Here is a 15,536-nt window from a genome sequence, read left to right on the forward strand (position 1 = left end):
AGCGCGGGACGGGTGGCGTCACCGAAGGGGTCGTTGCCGCGCCAGCCGACGGTCCAGAGACCGAAGGTGAACTTGTCCGCGGAGGTGGGGGTGAAACGGTCCGACATGAATCTGCCTCTTGTCGACAAGGGCTCGGACGACGCACCGCCGACCGACCAATTTGTTTGCTGACAGTACTAATACTGCATCGCGGCTCTCGTCGCCAGCCCGTCTCCGTGACACATCAGTCACATAGGGGCAACATGACGGCTTCGTCCCGCCTCTGGCGGCACTCAAATGAGGCAGATCGATGGACCACTCCGTTCATGTCTTGATAATTCCGCCAGATTTGTTTTACACACGATCAAAATCGAGATGCACAGGCGGCGAGAGCTCCTGGATCCATTGAGGCGCAGCATGGCGTCCATCGGAGGATTCCGGTGGGCGCGGCCCGGTGCGCCATGTCGCCACCGAAGCGGGTCGCACACCTGCCCGAGCGTTCCAACTGGCTTGACGCTGCGATGACATGGGTGGGCGCAGTGCGCCCGGGAACCCGCATCGGACGGTCTATCGTGGGCGCCATGTCCGCCCCTGAACTCATCCGCATCGTGTCCCGCGACTCGCCCATGGCTCTCGCCCAGGTGGAGCGCGTCCGTGCCGAGCTGGCCGCCCTCCACCCCGGCACCGCCACCGAAGTCGTGGCTGTCAAGACCACCGGTGACAAGTGGATGGGCGATCTCGCCCAGGTCGAAGGGAAGGGCGCGTTCACCAAGGAGGTCGACGCCGCCCTCCTCTCGGGCCAGGCGGACCTCGCAGTGCACTGCGTCAAGGACATCCCGGCCGACCGGCCGCTGCCCGCCGGAACCACCTTCGCGGCCTTCCTCCGGCGGGACGACATCCGTGACGCCCTCGTACACCCCGGAGGTCTCACCCTCGACCAGCTCCCCGACGGAGCCAGGATCGGCACCTCCTCCGTACGGCGCAGCGCCCAGCTCGCCGCCTCCCACCCGCACCTCCAGTGCGTGCCTATGCGGGGCAACGCCAACCGCCGACTGGACAAGCTCGCGGCAGGAGAAGCGGACGCGCTGCTTCTGGCCGTCGCCGGACTGGAGCGCATCGACCGCACGGATGTGATCACCGAAGTCCTGCCGGTCGAGGTGATGTGCCCGCCGATCGGAGCCGGGATCCTTGCCCTCCAGTGCCGTGAGGGCGACAGGGCGCTGATCGACGCGATCAGCGGCCTCGGCGACCCGGCCACCCACCGCGAGGCCACCGCCGAGCGCATGTTCCTGCACGTGCTGCAGGGCCACTGCAACAGCCCCATCGCCGGATACGCCCGTACCGAGGGGACCAGCGAACTGTCGCTGCGGGCGAAGGTGTTCACGCCCGACGGGAAGGTGATCCTCAACGCCCACGAGTGGGCGGGCCGCCTGGACCCGGCCACGCTCGGCACGTCCGTCGCCGTCGCCCTCCTGCGCCAGGGCGCCCGCGAACTCATCGACGGAATCCCGCACTGAACCAGTCCGGCGCACCGGCCGGTGCTCCTGAGCCGGCCCGCCCCGGCCCCGCCCCGGACCGAGGAACTGTCTGATCAGGTCCGCGAGGGCACGATGCAGTCCCGGTCGCCGGCGCGATGTCCTTCCCGGCGTCGTACGGGTCGACGACAGGCCACGGCCGGTCGGCCCGCGCCGCCTCCCTGAAGAAGTACGGGTGGATGAAGCCGTCGGCCGTGCGGCAGTCATGGTTGCCGAGCAGTGCCGAGCGGTCGCCGGTACTCGACCGGAACCAGTTTTGTGGGTGCCGCTCACTCGTCGAGGTCCAGCACCGGTCGCCGTCGCACGACTGTGCGCGCCACCTCCGCCGTGCCCTTCCACGGCCCCGGCTCGGCACCCTGGGCCGCACGGTCCCGGCGCGTACACGAAGGTGCCCGGAATGCGATCGTGGATCAGCGAGTTTGGAAGCTACGCAGCAGGCGGCGCGCACAGCGCGGAGAACAGAGAGCGGACGGCACCCATGGGCGAGTTGATTCTGATCCGGCACGGCGAGACCGAGTGGTCCCGGTCCGGGCGGCACACGAGCCACACCGATCTGCCGCTGACCGCCCTCGGTGAGCGGCAGGCCCGCGCTCTCGTGCCGCTGATCGCCGACCGGAAGATCGGGCTCACCCTGGTCAGCCCGGCCCTGCGGGCCCGGCGTACCGCCCAACTTGCCGGGCTTGCCTCGCCCCGTATCACCCCTGACCTGCGTGAATGGGACTACGGCGGCTATGAGGGTGTGACCACCGTCGAGATCCACCGCACCCGGCCGTCCTGGAACCTGTGGACCGACGGGGTCGCCCCGGGCTCGGAGGACCACCCCGGGGAGACACCGGCTCAGGTGGGGGAGCGGGCCGACCGCGTGCTCACCGAGATCCGCACGGCCGCCGAATCACTGGGGGACGCGGACATCGCCGTCGTTGCGCACTCCCACTTCCTTCGCGTGCTCACCGCTCGCTATCTGGGGCTGACTACGTCCGGCGGCACACTGTTCCAGCTCGGCACGGGGACCGTCTCCCGGCTCGGTACCGAGCACGGGAAGCCGGTCATCACCGCCTGGAACCTGGCCCTTCCCGAGAGTCTCCTCCACGCGGCAGCGCCGCATCCGGCGCAGTCGCCGGAGTGAGACGGGGCCGGTACGTGCCGCCGCCGACGGTGAACCCGCACGGGCGCAGTCGCGCACACCACGCCGCGAACGCATTCGTCCGCACCGTGGAATGAACGAACGGCCGGTACCTCACCCGAGGTACCGGCCGTTCGCAGGAGCGCAGAGGTCAGGAGATCAGCTCCACCTCCGCCAGCGTCCCCTCACCCTCGGGCACGAGGCGGTAGTGCTCGTACGTTCCCGTCGTGCTCACCGAGAACACCCGCGTCTGCTTGTCCCACGCGAACGACTGCGCGGACCGCTTGTCCAGGTCCTGCCAGGTCGTGCCGTCCGACGAGCCCTGCAGGACCCAGCCCTTCGGGGCCTTCGCCGCCGCGCCCGATGTCAGCGTGTACTGGACCGCCTTCGTCGATGCGGGCACCGGCAGCTCCACCGGGCCGTTCACCGTCGCCGTCGTGGCCGACGTGTTGTCGTACAGGGCACCCTCGCCCTTCAGCACGTCCTTCTTCGGCGACGGCACCTGGTCGTCCTTGGTGATCGATGTCGGGGCCGCGTCCTTGCCCGTCCCCCACGCCGACGGCTTGGCGCCCATGTCGAACTCCAGGACACCGCCCTTGGCGAGCAGGTCGTGCGGCAGCGACGTGGACGTCCACTTCTTGCCGTTGACCTTCAGGCCCTGCACATAGATGTTCTTCGCGCTGTTCTTCGGAGCCTCGACCACCAGGTCGTGGCCGTTCTCCAGGTGGACGGTCGTCTTCGTGAAGAGCGGCGAGCCGATCGCGTACTCGCCACTGCCCATCACCAGCGGGTAGAAGCCGAGCGAGGAGAAGAGGTACCAGGCCGACTGCTCGCCGTTGTCCTCGTCGCCGTGGTAGCCCTGGCCGATCTCGCTACCGGTGTAGAGACGGCTGAGGACCTCGCGGACCTTCTCCTGCGTCTTCCAGGGCTGCGACGCCGCGTCGTACATGTACGTGACGTGGTGCGCGACCTGGTTGCTGTGGCCGTACATGCCCATCCGTACGTCACGCGCCTCCGTCATCTCGTGGATGACACCGCCGTACGAGCCGACGAACTCCGGGCCCGCCGTCTCGGGAGTGGAGAAGTACGTGTCGAGCTTCTTGGCCAGGCCGTCGCGGCCGCCGTACAGGTTCGCCAGGCCGCGGCTGTCCTGCGGGGCCGTGAACGCGTAGCCCCAGCCGTTCGTCTCCGTGTAGTCGTAGCCCCAGATGCGCGGGTCGTACTTGTCGGAAGCGACCCGCCAGTCACCCTTGGCGTCCTTGCCCTGGAAGAAGCCCGCCTTGGAGTCGAACAGCTCGACATAGTTGCGGGCCCGGTTCAGGAAGTACTCCGACTCCTCCTTGTACCGGTCCTTCTTCGTCTTCTTGTAGAGCGCCTGGCCCATCTGCGCGAGGCCGTAGTCGTTGAGGTAGCCCTCCAGCGACCAGGACAGACCCTCGTGCGTCGACGTGTTCGCGTAACCCGCGAACGGGGACGTCTCCATGCCCTTGCGGCCGACACCCGACGACGGCGGAACCACCGTGGCGTTCTTCAGCGCCGCCTCGTAGGCCGCCTCGCCGTCGAACTTCACGCCCTTGACGTAGGCGTCCGCGAACGCGACGTCCGACGACGTGCCGGTCATCAGGTCGGCATAGCCGGGGGAGGACCAGCGGGAGATCCAGCCGCCGTCCTTGTACTGCTGGACGAAGCCGTCGACCATCTCGCCGGCCTTCTTCGGCGTGAGGAACGAGTACGCGGGCCAGGTCGTCCGGTACGTGTCCCAGAAGCCGTTGTTGACGTACACCTTGCCGTCGACGATCTTCGCACCCGTGTGGGTGGGGGTGTCGGAGCCGATCTGCGGCGAGAACGGGCTGGCGTACCGGTCCTTGCCACCGACCTGCTCGAAGCCCGAGTTCGGGTAGAGATACAGGCGGTACATGCTGGAGTAGAGACTCGTCAGCTGGTCGGCGTCGGCGCCCTCGACCTCCACCTTGCCCAGGATGTCGTCCCAGGCGTGCTGCGCCTGCTCCTCGACGCGGCCGAAGGAACGGGACGCGGGGATCTCCGCGGCGAGGTTCTGCTTCGCCTGGTCGATGCTGATCAGCGAGGTGGCCAGACGGAGGTTGACCGTACGGTCCTTGCCGGCGTCGAAGCGGAGGTAGCCCGTCACGTCGTCACCGCCGCCGCCCTTGAGCTTGCCGCTCGCGGTGACCGGTGCGTCGAAGACGCCGTAGACGAAGAGGCGGGTGGCACCGGTGGAGAGGCCGCTCTTCACGTCGGAGAAGCCGGTGAAGGAGCTGGTCCCGGGGTCGAGGGTGAGCCCGCCGTCGTTGGAGATGTTGTCGAAGACGACGGAGGCGTCGTCACCGGGGTAGGTGAACCGCATCCGCGCCGCGTGGTCGGTCGGCGTCATCTCGGCCTTGAGGCCGTTCTCGAACGTCACACCGTAGTAGTGCGGCTTCGCCGTCTCGTTCTCGTGCTTGAACGGCAGCGCGCGCGCCGTGCGGGAGGCGGACGGCTCGTCCTCGGCCACCGACGGCATCAGCTGGAACGTCTGCCGGTCGCCCATCCACGGGCTCGGCTCATGGCTCGCGCTGAACGCCTGGAGCGTAGGCAGGTTGTCGTCGTTGTTGGCGCGCTGGTAGTCGTACAGCCAGCTCGTCGAGCCGGCGTTGGTGACCGGCGTCCAGAAGTTGAAGCCGTTCGGGACCGCGGTGGCGGGGAAGTTGTTGCCGCGCGAGAAACCGCCGCTGGAGTTGGTGCCGCGGACCGTCGACGCGTAGTCGGACAGGTGCGCCCGGCGCTTCTCGGGAGCCCTCGGGGCGAGCTTGATGTCGTCGAGCCAGCCCTGGAACTTCGCCGGGCCCTTGGGGGAGTCGTACGCCACCAGGATCCGGTCGACGGTCTTGCCTGCCGCGACCGTGCCGATGCGGGAGGCGACCTTGTTCCACTGGTTCACGTACAGCCGCTTGGCGTCGGCCTGGCCCTGCGGGGTCAGCAGACCGCCATGGCTGTCGGTGGCGCCGAGATCGCTCAGATACGTACCGTCGGTGAAGGCCAGATCGACCGAGACATGGGTGGCGGGGTACGAGAGGTCCGTCTCGCCCATCTGCGGGTAGACGAGGTAGGAGAGCTCGGTGTCCCGGGTGACCGCGGTGTCGACGTCGAAGATCTTGTTGTACGAGTACGCGCGGCCGTCCGGCTTGTGCGTGCCCGCGTACCGCAGGGCCTTCTTACCGGTGAAGCCCGCGCCGGCCTTGGCGGTGGGCGAGCCGGACGGACCGCGGTCGATCTGGCTGCGCATCTCCTCGGGGGCGGGGGTGCTGGTGTTGCCGTCGGAGAACTGGACGTCGGCCAGCTGGGTCGCGTCCGATGCACCGTTGTTCTTGGTGACGTCCAGGCGGTAGTGCTGGTAGGCCGTGTCGCTCGAGAAGTCGTACGACTTCGTCTGGAAGCGCTCGGAGAAGGACTGGTCGGACCGGGAGTCGAGGTCCTTCCAGGTCTTGCCGTCGGCGGAGCCCTGAAGGGTCCAGTCCTTCGGGTCGCGCTCGTCGTGGTCATTGGCCGAAGTGAGCGCGTATGTCACGACCTTGACCGGTTCGACGAGGTCGAACTCGATCCAGCCGGTGGGCTCGAAGGTCAGCCACTTCGAGGAGGACTCCCCGTCGACCAGGTTCTCCTTCACCTCGCCGCCGCCGGTGTTCTCGCCGCTGGCGCGCAGATCTGTGACCTTGTCGGTGACATTGCCCGGTATTCCGGCGGAGAAGCCGCCGTCGATACCCGACGCCCGCTTCTTCCCGTCCGGACCCTCTTCCACGGTATTACGCCAGTCCGGCTGCTTTTCGTTCGCTTCGAACGATGAGCTGAATGTCTGGTCGCTCGTGGGCTTTTCACCCTTTTCGGCAGACCTCGCCGACTGTGCGGCGGCCGTGGTGGGGGCGGTCACCACCAGGACCAGTGAAGCCGCGATGAGTGCGGCCGTGCGGTTTTGTCTCTTACGAGAACCATGTCGGGGCTGCATGCCGAGCCATTCCTCCCGAGGAAGCGCACTGGACAACGTTGTCAGGGCGATGTGCAGGATCCAGTAGGGAGGCAAGTGGCGCGATGTGTCAAGGGTGTTGGACGAGGGCGCGCGGGTGAATCGACCGTATTGCGGAAATCGTTACACCCGGATGAGCGCGCACGGGGTCCATGTATCCGCGAGGTCTCAACTCGGGAAAGACTGCCGCTCAAACCTGCATTCGATCTTGCTCAGTTGGCTGCAAGTGGACTATACCTGTCGGCGTCTGCCCCGCCGTTTTCCACGCGGACGCGGACAAGGGGGGCCGGGGGGAACGGCCGGGGGCGCCATCGCTGCATCCATCGGTTCGATCTCCGGAATCCCCCGCTGCATCTGGCTAGCCTGCAAATCAGTACGACCCAAGCGCAACTGACCGCGGTGGCGGGGCCCTTCGCCTGAGGCGAATTTCGACGGGCGACCGGTACACACCGCCTGAGTCCTGGAGAAGGCGAGGACTTGAGCATGGGATCCACCTCCGCCCACAAGAATGAGGGCCTTGGCCGTCGCGACGTGATCAAGCGGTCTGCCGCACTCGGTCTGATCACCGTTCCGACGATGAGCTTCCTGTCGGCGTGTGCGAGTAGCGACAGCGGCACCGACGACTCGGTCAAGAAGGGCAAGACGAGCGCCAAGAACCCGCTCGGCGTCAACGAGACCGCTGCCCTCGATGTCGTCATCTTCGATGGCGGTTTCGGCCAGCAGTACGCGATCGACGCGGAGAAGAAGTACAACGCGGCCTTCCCGAAGGCGCCGAAGGTCAAGCACACCGCGACCCAGAAGATCCAGTCGCAGCTGCAGCCGCGCTTCAACGGTGGCACCCCGCCGGACCTGATCGACAACTCGGGCGCCGAGCAGATGGACATGGGTGTCCTCGTCGGCAAGAAGCAGCTGCTCGACCTGACGCCGCTGATGGACGCCCCGTCCATCGACGACCCGAGCAAGAAGGTCCGTGACACGCTGCGCCCCGGTGTCCTGGAGATGGGCCAGTTCGACGGCGACCCGGTCTGGATCATGTACTACGCGTACACGGTCTACGGCGTCTGGTACTCGCAGACCGCGCTCGACAACCTCGACGCGCAGTACCCCGAGAACTGGGACGACATGCTCGCCCTCTGCGAGAAGGCGAAGAAGAAGGGCATCGCCGGCTGGACCTACGCCGGTAAGTACCCCTACTACCTGCCGTTCTCGCTCTACCCGTTCATCGCCAAGATCGGCGGCCGGGAGGTTCTCGACAAGATCGACAACCTGGAGCCGAACGCCTGGAAGGACCCCGCGGTCAAGGCGGCGTTCGAGGCGTACTACGAGCTGTACAAGAAGGGGTACATCCTCAAGGGCACCCCGGGCATGACGCACATCCAGTCGCAGACCGCGTGGACCAAGGGCAAGGCGCTCTTCATCCCGAACGGTTCGTGGGTGGAGAACGAGGCGGCGCCGACCACGCCCAAGGACTTCAAGATGATGGTCTCGGCGCCGTCCAGCCTGGACTCGTCCGACAAGATGCCGTTCGGCACCATCTGGGCCTCCGGCGGGGAGCCCTTCGTCGTCCCGGCCAAGGCGAAGAACCCCGAGGGCGGCATGGAGCAGCTGCGCATCATGCTCTCCGAGGAGTCCTCGAAGAACTTCACCAAGCAGGTCAAGTCCCTGAGCGCCTTCAACGGTGGCACCGACGGTCTGACCCTGTCCACGGCCATGCAGGCCGGCGTCGACGCGCTGAAGAAGGCCGGCGACAACGTGGTGAACCCGCGTCTGCAGGACTGGTACGTGAAGCTCCAGAAGGAGCAGATCGGCGTCGCCGGCATCGGCGAGATGATGGCTGGCCGCGCGACCCCGGCGGAAGCCATCAAGAAGATCCAGGCCTTCGCGGACGCGGCGGCCAAGGACCAGTCCATCAAGCACTACAAGCACCAGTGAGCAACCGTCACCAGCGGCGGCACCCGCGGAAAGATCGGGGTCGGTAAACGATGCAGCATGGCAAGTACCGGTTCATTGTGGGGTTCTTGATCGCCCCACTGGCGTTGTACGCGGTCTTCGTCATTTGGCCGTTCGTCCAGTCCATCTACTATTCGTTCACGGACTGGACGGGTCTGAGCCCGGACTTCAAGATGGTCGGCTTCGACAACTACACCAGGATGCTGAAGGACGACATCTTCTGGAAGTCGTTGCAGCACAGCGTGTTGCTTGTGCTGCTGCTGCCGCTGGTGACGCTGGGCCTCGCGCTTTTCTTCGCTTTCATGCTCAATGTCGGCGGCCGACGGCGTAAGAACGCCACGGTCGCCGGCGTGCGGGGCTCGGGCTTCTACAAGATCGCCTATTTCTTCCCGCAGGTGCTTTCGATCGTGATCGTCGCCCTGCTCTTCCAATTCGCGTTCAACCCCAGCGACGGGATGCTGAACTCGACGCTGAAGGGCATCGGCCTCGGCTCCGTCCAGCCGGACTGGCTGGGCGATCCGAGCCTCGCGCTCATCTGTGTCATGTCGGTGCTGATCTGGTCGACGGTCGGATTCTTCGTCGTCCTCTTCTCCGCAGGCATGGCATCCATCCCGAAGGACTTCTACGAGGCGGCGCTCCTCGACGGCGCCAACCGCATCACGACGTTCTTCCGGATCACCCTGCCGCTGCTCTGGGACACCGTGCAGTCGGGCTGGGTCTACATGGGAATCCTGGCGCTCGGCGTGGAGGCGTTCACTGCCGTACAGGTCATGACCGTGGGTCCCGGTGGTCCCGACTACTCGACCACGGTTCTGCCGCTGTACGTGTACCAGACGGCCTTCCGTGACGGCCAGGCGGGATACGCAACGACGATCGGTGTCGGACTGCTCATCGTCACCATGGCCTTCGCGGCCATCGTGATGCGACTGGGCCGGCGCGAGCGGCTGGAGTTCTGATGAAGACCACTGACACCCCTCCCGTGGCTGCGGCGGACCTCGTGCCCGTGTCCAAGGCGTCCGTACCCGCCGGCAAGAAGGAGAAGAGCAGTGAGGGCAGCGTCCTCAACGTCTTCTCGCACGGTGTGCTGATCATCTGGGCGATCCTGGTCGTCATGCCGCTGCTCTGGGCGGTGATGGCGTCCTTCAAGACGGACGACTCGATCCTGTCGACGCCGTGGGCACTGCCCGACAAGCTTCACTTCGAGAACTGGTCGCGCGCCTGGAGCCAGGCGCACATGAGCGATTACTTCTTCAACACGATCGTCGTGGTGGGCGGTTCGCTCATCGGCACGCTGCTGCTCGGGTCCATGGCGGCGTACGTACTGGCGCGGTTCGACTTCCCGGGGAACCGCTTCCTGTACTTCCTGTTCATCGGCGGGATGAGCTTCCCGATCATCCTGGCGCTGGTCCCGCTGTTCTTCGTGATGAACAACATGGGCCTGCTGAACACGGTGCACGGACTGATCCTGGTCTATATCGCGTACTCGCTGCCGTTCACCGTCTTCTTCCTCACCTCGTTCTTCCGGACGCTGCCGACCTCGGTGGCGGAGGCGGCGATGCTCGACGGGGCGTCGCACACCCGGACGTTCTTCCAGGTGATGCTGCCGATGGCGAAGCCCGGCCTGATCAGCGTCGGCATCTTCAACTTCCTGGGGCAGTGGAACCAGTACATGCTGCCGACGGTGCTGAACACCGAACCGGATCACCGGGTCCTCTCCCAGGGCCTGGTCGAACTGGCCACCAGCCAGGGGTACAAAGGTGACTGGTCCGGTCTCTTCGCCGGTCTGGTGATGGCGATGCTGCCGGTCCTTGCGGCCTACATCGTCTTCCAGCGTCAGGTCGTCGCGGGCCTGACCGCGGGAGCGGTGAAGTAGCGCCGCACACTTCTTGCACACAGAAAAACCGCCCGTCGGCCACAGACCGACGGGCGGTTCGTCTGTTTTCCGTGGTCGCCCCGGCGGCGCAGGCTGCTCATCCGAGGCTCCCACTGCTCAAGGTCTTGACGGGGGGTGCCCCAAAACGTCAGCTTAGAGTTCACATGTTGGAGAAACTGGCAGGAGTGAGAGAGTCGATGGAGACTCCGGGGTCGCAGACATCTCTGCATCGCGCCAACCTTGAGCGGGTTGTGCGTGCCGTGCGTATGGCGGGCTCGCTCACCCAGGCGGAGATCGCCAGAAGCACGGGCCTCTCGGCGGCCACGGTCTCCAATATCGTTCGCGAACTGAAGGACGGCGGCACCGTAGAGGTGACCCCCACCTCGGCGGGCGGCCGCCGGGCCCGCAGCGTCTCGCTCAGTGGTGACGCGGGCATCGTGATCGGAGTCGACTTCGGCCATACGCATCTGCGGGTGGCGGTCGGCAATCTCGCCCACCAGGTGCTCGCCGAGGAGTCCGAGCCGCTGGACGTCGACGCCTCGTCGGCGCAGGGCTTCGGACGGGCGGAACAGCTGGTCAACCGGCTGATCGAGACGACCGGCATCAGCCCGGGCAAGGTGATCGGCGTGGGCCTCGGCGTTCCCGGCCCGATCGATGTGGAGTCCGGCACGCTGGGCTCCACGTCGATCCTGCCGGGCTGGACGGGCATCAACCCGAGCGAGGAGCTCGCCGCGAGGCTCGGCGTGCCGGTCTACGTCGACAACGACGCCAATCTGGGGGCGCTGGGCGAGCTCGTCTGGGGGAGTGGCCGGGGCGTCAAGGATCTGGCGTACATCAAGGTCGCGAGCGGTGTCGGGGCCGGCCTGGTGATCGACGGGCACATCTACCGGGGGCCGGGCGGCACGGCAGGCGAGATCGGGCACATCACCCTCGACGAATCGGGCCCGGTGTGCCGCTGCGGCAACCGGGGCTGCCTGGAGACCTTCACGGCCGCACGGTACGTCCTGCCCCTGCTCAGGCCGAGCCACGGGCCCGATCTCACGATGGAACGGGTGGTCCAGCTGGCCCGGGAGGGCGACCCGGGCTGCCGCCGGGTGATCGGGGACGTCGGACGGCACATCGGTAGCGGTGTCGCCAACCTGTGCAACCTGCTCAACCCGAGCCGGGTGGTCCTCGGCGGGTCCCTCGCCGAGGCCGGCGAGCTGGTGCTCGCGCCGATCCGGGACTCGGTGTCGCGCTACGCCATTCCCAGTGCCGGAAGGCAGCTCTCGGTGCTTCCCGGAGCGCTGGGAGCTCGGGCGGAGGTGCTGGGTGCGCTGGCCCTCGTACTGAGCGAAATGGGGGATTCGACCCTTTTGGAGAGCACTCTTCCGACGGCGACCCCTGCCTTCACTTAGATAACGAATGGCACCGTTGTCATCTCGTTAAGGATTTACTCCTTGACGTCGGCTTCGCAGCCGAGTTGACTTCCAGCCACCTCGGCCGCAACGCTGCGGCCTCGTCAGGGAGGCACACCCGCAATGAACGCAATGACGCGACGCATCGTCATAGGCACGGCCGCAGTTTCGATGGCCGTCTCCCTCGCAGCCTGTGGCAAGGCGGGCGACGACAAGAAGGGCTCGGCGGAGTCGGGCAGCAAGACCAAGATCGGTCTGCTGCTCCCGGAGAACAAGACCGCTCGCTACGAGACGCTGGACAAGCCGCTGTTCATCGAAGCGGTCAAGAAGGACTGCGCGGACTGCGAGGTTGTCTACAACAACGCGGCCGGTGATGTCGGCCAGCAGAAGCAGCAGTTCGAGCAGCAGATAGCCGATGGCATCAAGGTCATCGCGATCTCCTCGGTCGACGCCGAGAAGTCCGCCGCGTGGGTTGCCGACGCACACAAGAAGGGCGTCAAGGTCGTCGCGTACGACCGCGCCATCGTCGGTGCCGACGCCTACGTCAGCCACGACAACGAGAAGATCGGCAAGCTCCAGGGCCAGGCCGTCCTCGACGCCCTCGGCTCCAAGGCGGCCGGCTCCAACCTCGTCATGATCAACGGTGACGAGAAGGACCCGAACGCCGGCCTGTTCAAGAAGGGTGCTCACGAGGCCCTCGACGGCAAGATCAAGATTGCCTACGAGGCGTCCGGCGAGTGGGACCCGAAGATCGCCGGCGAGAAGATGACCGCCGCGATCTCCTCGGTCGGCAAGGGCAAGATCAACGCGGTCTACTCCGCCAACGACGGCATGGCGGGCGGTATCATCACGTCCCTGAGCAACGCCGGCATCAAGAACATCCCGGTGGGTGGCCAGGACGCCGAGCTCCCCGGTATCCAGCGGATCATCGCCGGTACGCAGACCTTCACGATCTACAAGTCGCCGAAGCAGCTCGCCCCGACGGCCGCCCAGTTCGCTGTCAACCTGCTCCAGGGCAAGGACATCGGCGCCTCGGGCAAGACGGACGGCGTTCCCTCCACGCTGCTCGAGCCGACCGTGGTGAACAAGGACAACATCGAGTCCACCGTGGTCAAGGACGGCATCTACCAGGCCTCCGCGATCTGCGTCAAGGACATCGCCGCCAAGTGCACCGCACTGGGCATCCAGTAGTCCCTCCTCGCGCCAGGGCCAACAGGCCCTGGCGCGTACGGGTTTGATCCGCGCCGCACGGCGGAGTCGGCCCGCCCCATGACTGTCCGGCCCCGGCCGGCCCACACCCCGCTGCCGGCCGGGTGCCGGACATTCTTCCCCCAGTACTTCCAGTACGTCGACGCTGCCCCTCGTGGCGCGGCGTCTCCGCCGGTCAGGCGGCACATCCCCGCCGGTCAGGCGGCGAAGGAGATGGTTCACGTGTCACAGACGCCCGTGCTGGCGTTGCGTGGAGTCTTCAAGCGATTCGGAGCGGTCCAGGTCCTCTCCGGTGTCGATCTCGAAGTCCACGCCGGAGAAGTGGTCGCCCTGGTCGGCGACAACGGTGCAGGAAAGTCCACACTGGTCAAGACGATTGCCGGCGTGCACCCCATCGATGAGGGCGTCATCGAGTGGGAGGGCGCGAAGGTGGACATCAACCGTCCGCACGACGCCCAGAACCTCGGCGTCGCCACCGTGTACCAGGACCTTGCGCTCTGCGACAACCTGGATGTCGTCGCCAACCTCTTCCTCGGTCGCGAGATCAAGAAGGGTGGCGTCCTCGACGAGGTCGCCATGGAGAAGCGGGCACAGGACCTCCTGTCCACGCTCTCCATCCGTATCCCCAGCGTCCGTATCCCGGTTGCCGCGCTCTCCGGCGGCCAGCGCCAGGTCGTGGCCATCGCCCGTGCCCTGGTCGGCAACCCCAAGATCGTGATCCTGGACGAGCCCACCGCGGCCCTCGGCGTCGAGCAGACCGCACAGGTCCTCGACCTGGTGGAGCGGCTGCGCGAGCAGAACCTCGGCGTCATCCTCATCAGCCACAACATGGCCGATGTGAAGGCTGTCGCCGACAAGGTCGCCGTGCTGCGACTCGGCCACAACAACGGCATCTTCCCTGTGGCGACGACCAGCCACGAAGAAATCATCGCCGCGATCACGGGCGCCACGGACAACGCCGTGACCCGTCGCAAGTCCCGCAGCGCGGAGGCATCCAAGTGAGCAAGATCAGCAAGACTTCGGCCGAGGTCCCGGCCCAGGCAAAGGCCACCGAGGCTCCCGCAGCAGCGGCCGGCGCAGTCAAGGTCGTCGACCCCCGCCTGCTCATCCGTGAGCAGGGCTTCAAGGGCTACTGGACCGAGTTCAAGCGCAAGGTGCGCTCGGGCGAGATCGGTTCGCTGCCTGTCGTGGTGGGCCTGATCGTCATCGGGATCGTCTTCCAGGTCGAGACCGGCAACTTCCTCACCTCGTACAACCTCGACCAGATCACGCTGTACGCGGCGGGCCCCGGCATCATGGCCGTGGGCATCGTCTTCGTACTGCTGCTCGGCGAGATCGACCTCGCGGTCGGTTCCGTCGCGGGTCTCGCGGGTTCGGTGTGGGCCGTGCTCGGCACGGACATGCCCGACTCCCTCGCCATCGTGGTCGGCATCCTGTCCGGCACGGTCATCGGCGCCTTCCACGGCATCGTCTTCGCCAAGATCGGCGTGCCCGCGTTCGTCGTGACGCTGGCAGGCTTCCTGGGCTGGGCCGGTCTGCAGACCTGGGTGATGGGCGACAAGTCCACCATCACCACCCCGCTCGGCAGCTTCGTCCGCGACCTGACCAGCTACTACTTCGCCGACGTCGCCGCCGCCTACGGTCTCGCCGTGGTCGTGATCGTCGCCTTCTACCTCGCGCAGCTGCGCGACTCGAGGCGCCGCAAGGCCGCAGAGCTGCCGCACCGCCCGCAGAGCGAGATCATCCTGCGCACCGTGCTGATCGCCGTCCTGTGCCTCCTCGCCGCGTACGCGTTCAACCAGGAGCAGGGCCTCCCGCTCTCCCTGGTGATCTTCCTCGCGATCCTGGTCATCACCGACTTCGTTCTGCGCCGCACCACCTACGGCCGTCAGATCTTCGCGGTCGGCGGTGGCATCGAGGCAGCGCGTCGTGCCGGTATCAACGTGTCCTGGATCCGCATCTCGGTGTTCATGATCTCCGGCACGCTCGGTGCGGTCGGCGGTCTCTTCCTGGCCTCCGCGACCGGCGGCGCCGACCGTTCGCTCGGTGGCGGCAACCAGCTCATGATGTGCATCGCCGCAGCCGTCATCGGCGGTACGTCCCTGTTCGGCGGACGCGGCAAGGTCTGGTCCGCGCTGCTGGGCATCCTGGTCATCCAGTCGATCGTCCAGGGCCTCAACCAGATGAACCTGTCGTCGAACGCGATCCAGTACATGATCACCGGTGGAGTACTCCTCATCGCCGTGATCATCGACTCGGTCTCGCGCAAGACCCAGAAGACCGCGGGCCGCGCCTGACCGCGGAACCCGCGCCTGTGCCCGGCACCCTTCGTGGTGCCGGGCACCTGCGTGTACGTATGTACGCACGCACCGGTCCGCACCGGAAAGCACCGCCCGATGACCCCGGCCCCGGACGGAACATTAGACTCAGCGGATCGGCATGCTCGACCAGC

General features: G+C 66.6%; 10 protein-coding genes. 9 read left to right on the plus strand and 1 reads right to left on the minus strand.

What is annotated here, in order from left to right; genetic code table 11:
* The first annotated feature begins 560 nt into the window (after nt 1-560).
* Complete coding sequence (hemC, locus tag ACFYP5_RS17190) at nt 561-1,496, plus strand: hydroxymethylbilane synthase (RefSeq protein WP_389036213.1); 936 nt, start codon at nt 561-563, stop codon at nt 1,494-1,496.
* A 496-nt stretch (nt 1,497-1,992) separates the two neighbouring features.
* Nucleotides 1,993-2,640 (plus strand): histidine phosphatase family protein, encoded by a 648-nt coding sequence (locus ACFYP5_RS17195; RefSeq protein WP_389036215.1) that lies wholly within the window; start codon nt 1,993-1,995, stop codon nt 2,638-2,640.
* Between the two features lie 148 nt (nt 2,641-2,788).
* On the opposite strand, the gene ACFYP5_RS17200 is transcribed toward ACFYP5_RS17195, so the two are convergent.
* The gene (locus ACFYP5_RS17200; RefSeq protein WP_389036217.1) at nt 2,789-6,637 is read right to left on the minus strand and encodes a GH92 family glycosyl hydrolase; all 3,849 of its coding nucleotides are present in this window, start codon (nt 6,635-6,637) and stop codon (nt 2,789-2,791) included.
* A 501-nt stretch (nt 6,638-7,138) separates the two neighbouring features.
* Here ACFYP5_RS17200 and ngcE point away from each other — a divergent pair.
* The 7 genes from ngcE (at nt 7,139) to ACFYP5_RS17235 (ending at nt 15,381) form a co-directional block, all read left to right on the plus strand.
* Complete coding sequence (ngcE, locus tag ACFYP5_RS17205; RefSeq protein ID WP_327127261.1) at nt 7,139-8,587, plus strand: N-acetylglucosamine/diacetylchitobiose ABC transporter substrate-binding protein; 1,449 nt, start codon at nt 7,139-7,141, stop codon at nt 8,585-8,587.
* Nucleotides 8,588-8,637: 50 nt separating this feature from the next.
* Nucleotides 8,638-9,561, plus strand: a complete 924-nt coding sequence (locus ACFYP5_RS17210) for a carbohydrate ABC transporter permease (protein ID WP_030917805.1) — start codon at nt 8,638-8,640, stop codon at nt 9,559-9,561.
* Nucleotides 9,561-10,478, plus strand: coding sequence for a carbohydrate ABC transporter permease (locus ACFYP5_RS17215; protein ID WP_389036220.1), 918 nt, complete (start codon nt 9,561-9,563; stop codon nt 10,476-10,478). Before ACFYP5_RS17210 ends, ACFYP5_RS17215 begins: the two co-directional genes overlap by 1 nt.
* A 197-nt stretch (nt 10,479-10,675) precedes the next feature.
* Nucleotides 10,676-11,875, plus strand: coding sequence for an ROK family protein (locus ACFYP5_RS17220; protein WP_384068256.1), 1,200 nt, complete (start codon nt 10,676-10,678; stop codon nt 11,873-11,875).
* 123 nt (nt 11,876-11,998) lie between these two features.
* The gene (locus ACFYP5_RS17225) at nt 11,999-13,066 is read left to right on the plus strand and encodes a sugar ABC transporter substrate-binding protein (protein ID WP_389036221.1); all 1,068 of its coding nucleotides are present in this window, start codon (nt 11,999-12,001) and stop codon (nt 13,064-13,066) included.
* Nucleotides 13,067-13,297: 231 nt separating this feature from the next.
* Nucleotides 13,298-14,086, plus strand: coding sequence for an ATP-binding cassette domain-containing protein (locus ACFYP5_RS17230; protein WP_030979331.1), 789 nt, complete (start codon nt 13,298-13,300; stop codon nt 14,084-14,086).
* On the plus strand, nt 14,083-15,381 hold the full coding sequence (locus ACFYP5_RS17235; protein WP_389036224.1) for a sugar ABC transporter permease: 1,299 nt from the start codon (nt 14,083-14,085) through the stop codon (nt 15,379-15,381). Before ACFYP5_RS17230 ends, ACFYP5_RS17235 begins: the two co-directional genes overlap by 4 nt.
* Nucleotides 15,382-15,536: the final 155 nt, after the last annotated feature.

Source organism: Streptomyces sp. NPDC005262 (genome assembly GCF_042872425.1).
Lineage (GTDB): Bacteria > Actinomycetota > Actinomycetes > Streptomycetales > Streptomycetaceae > Streptomyces.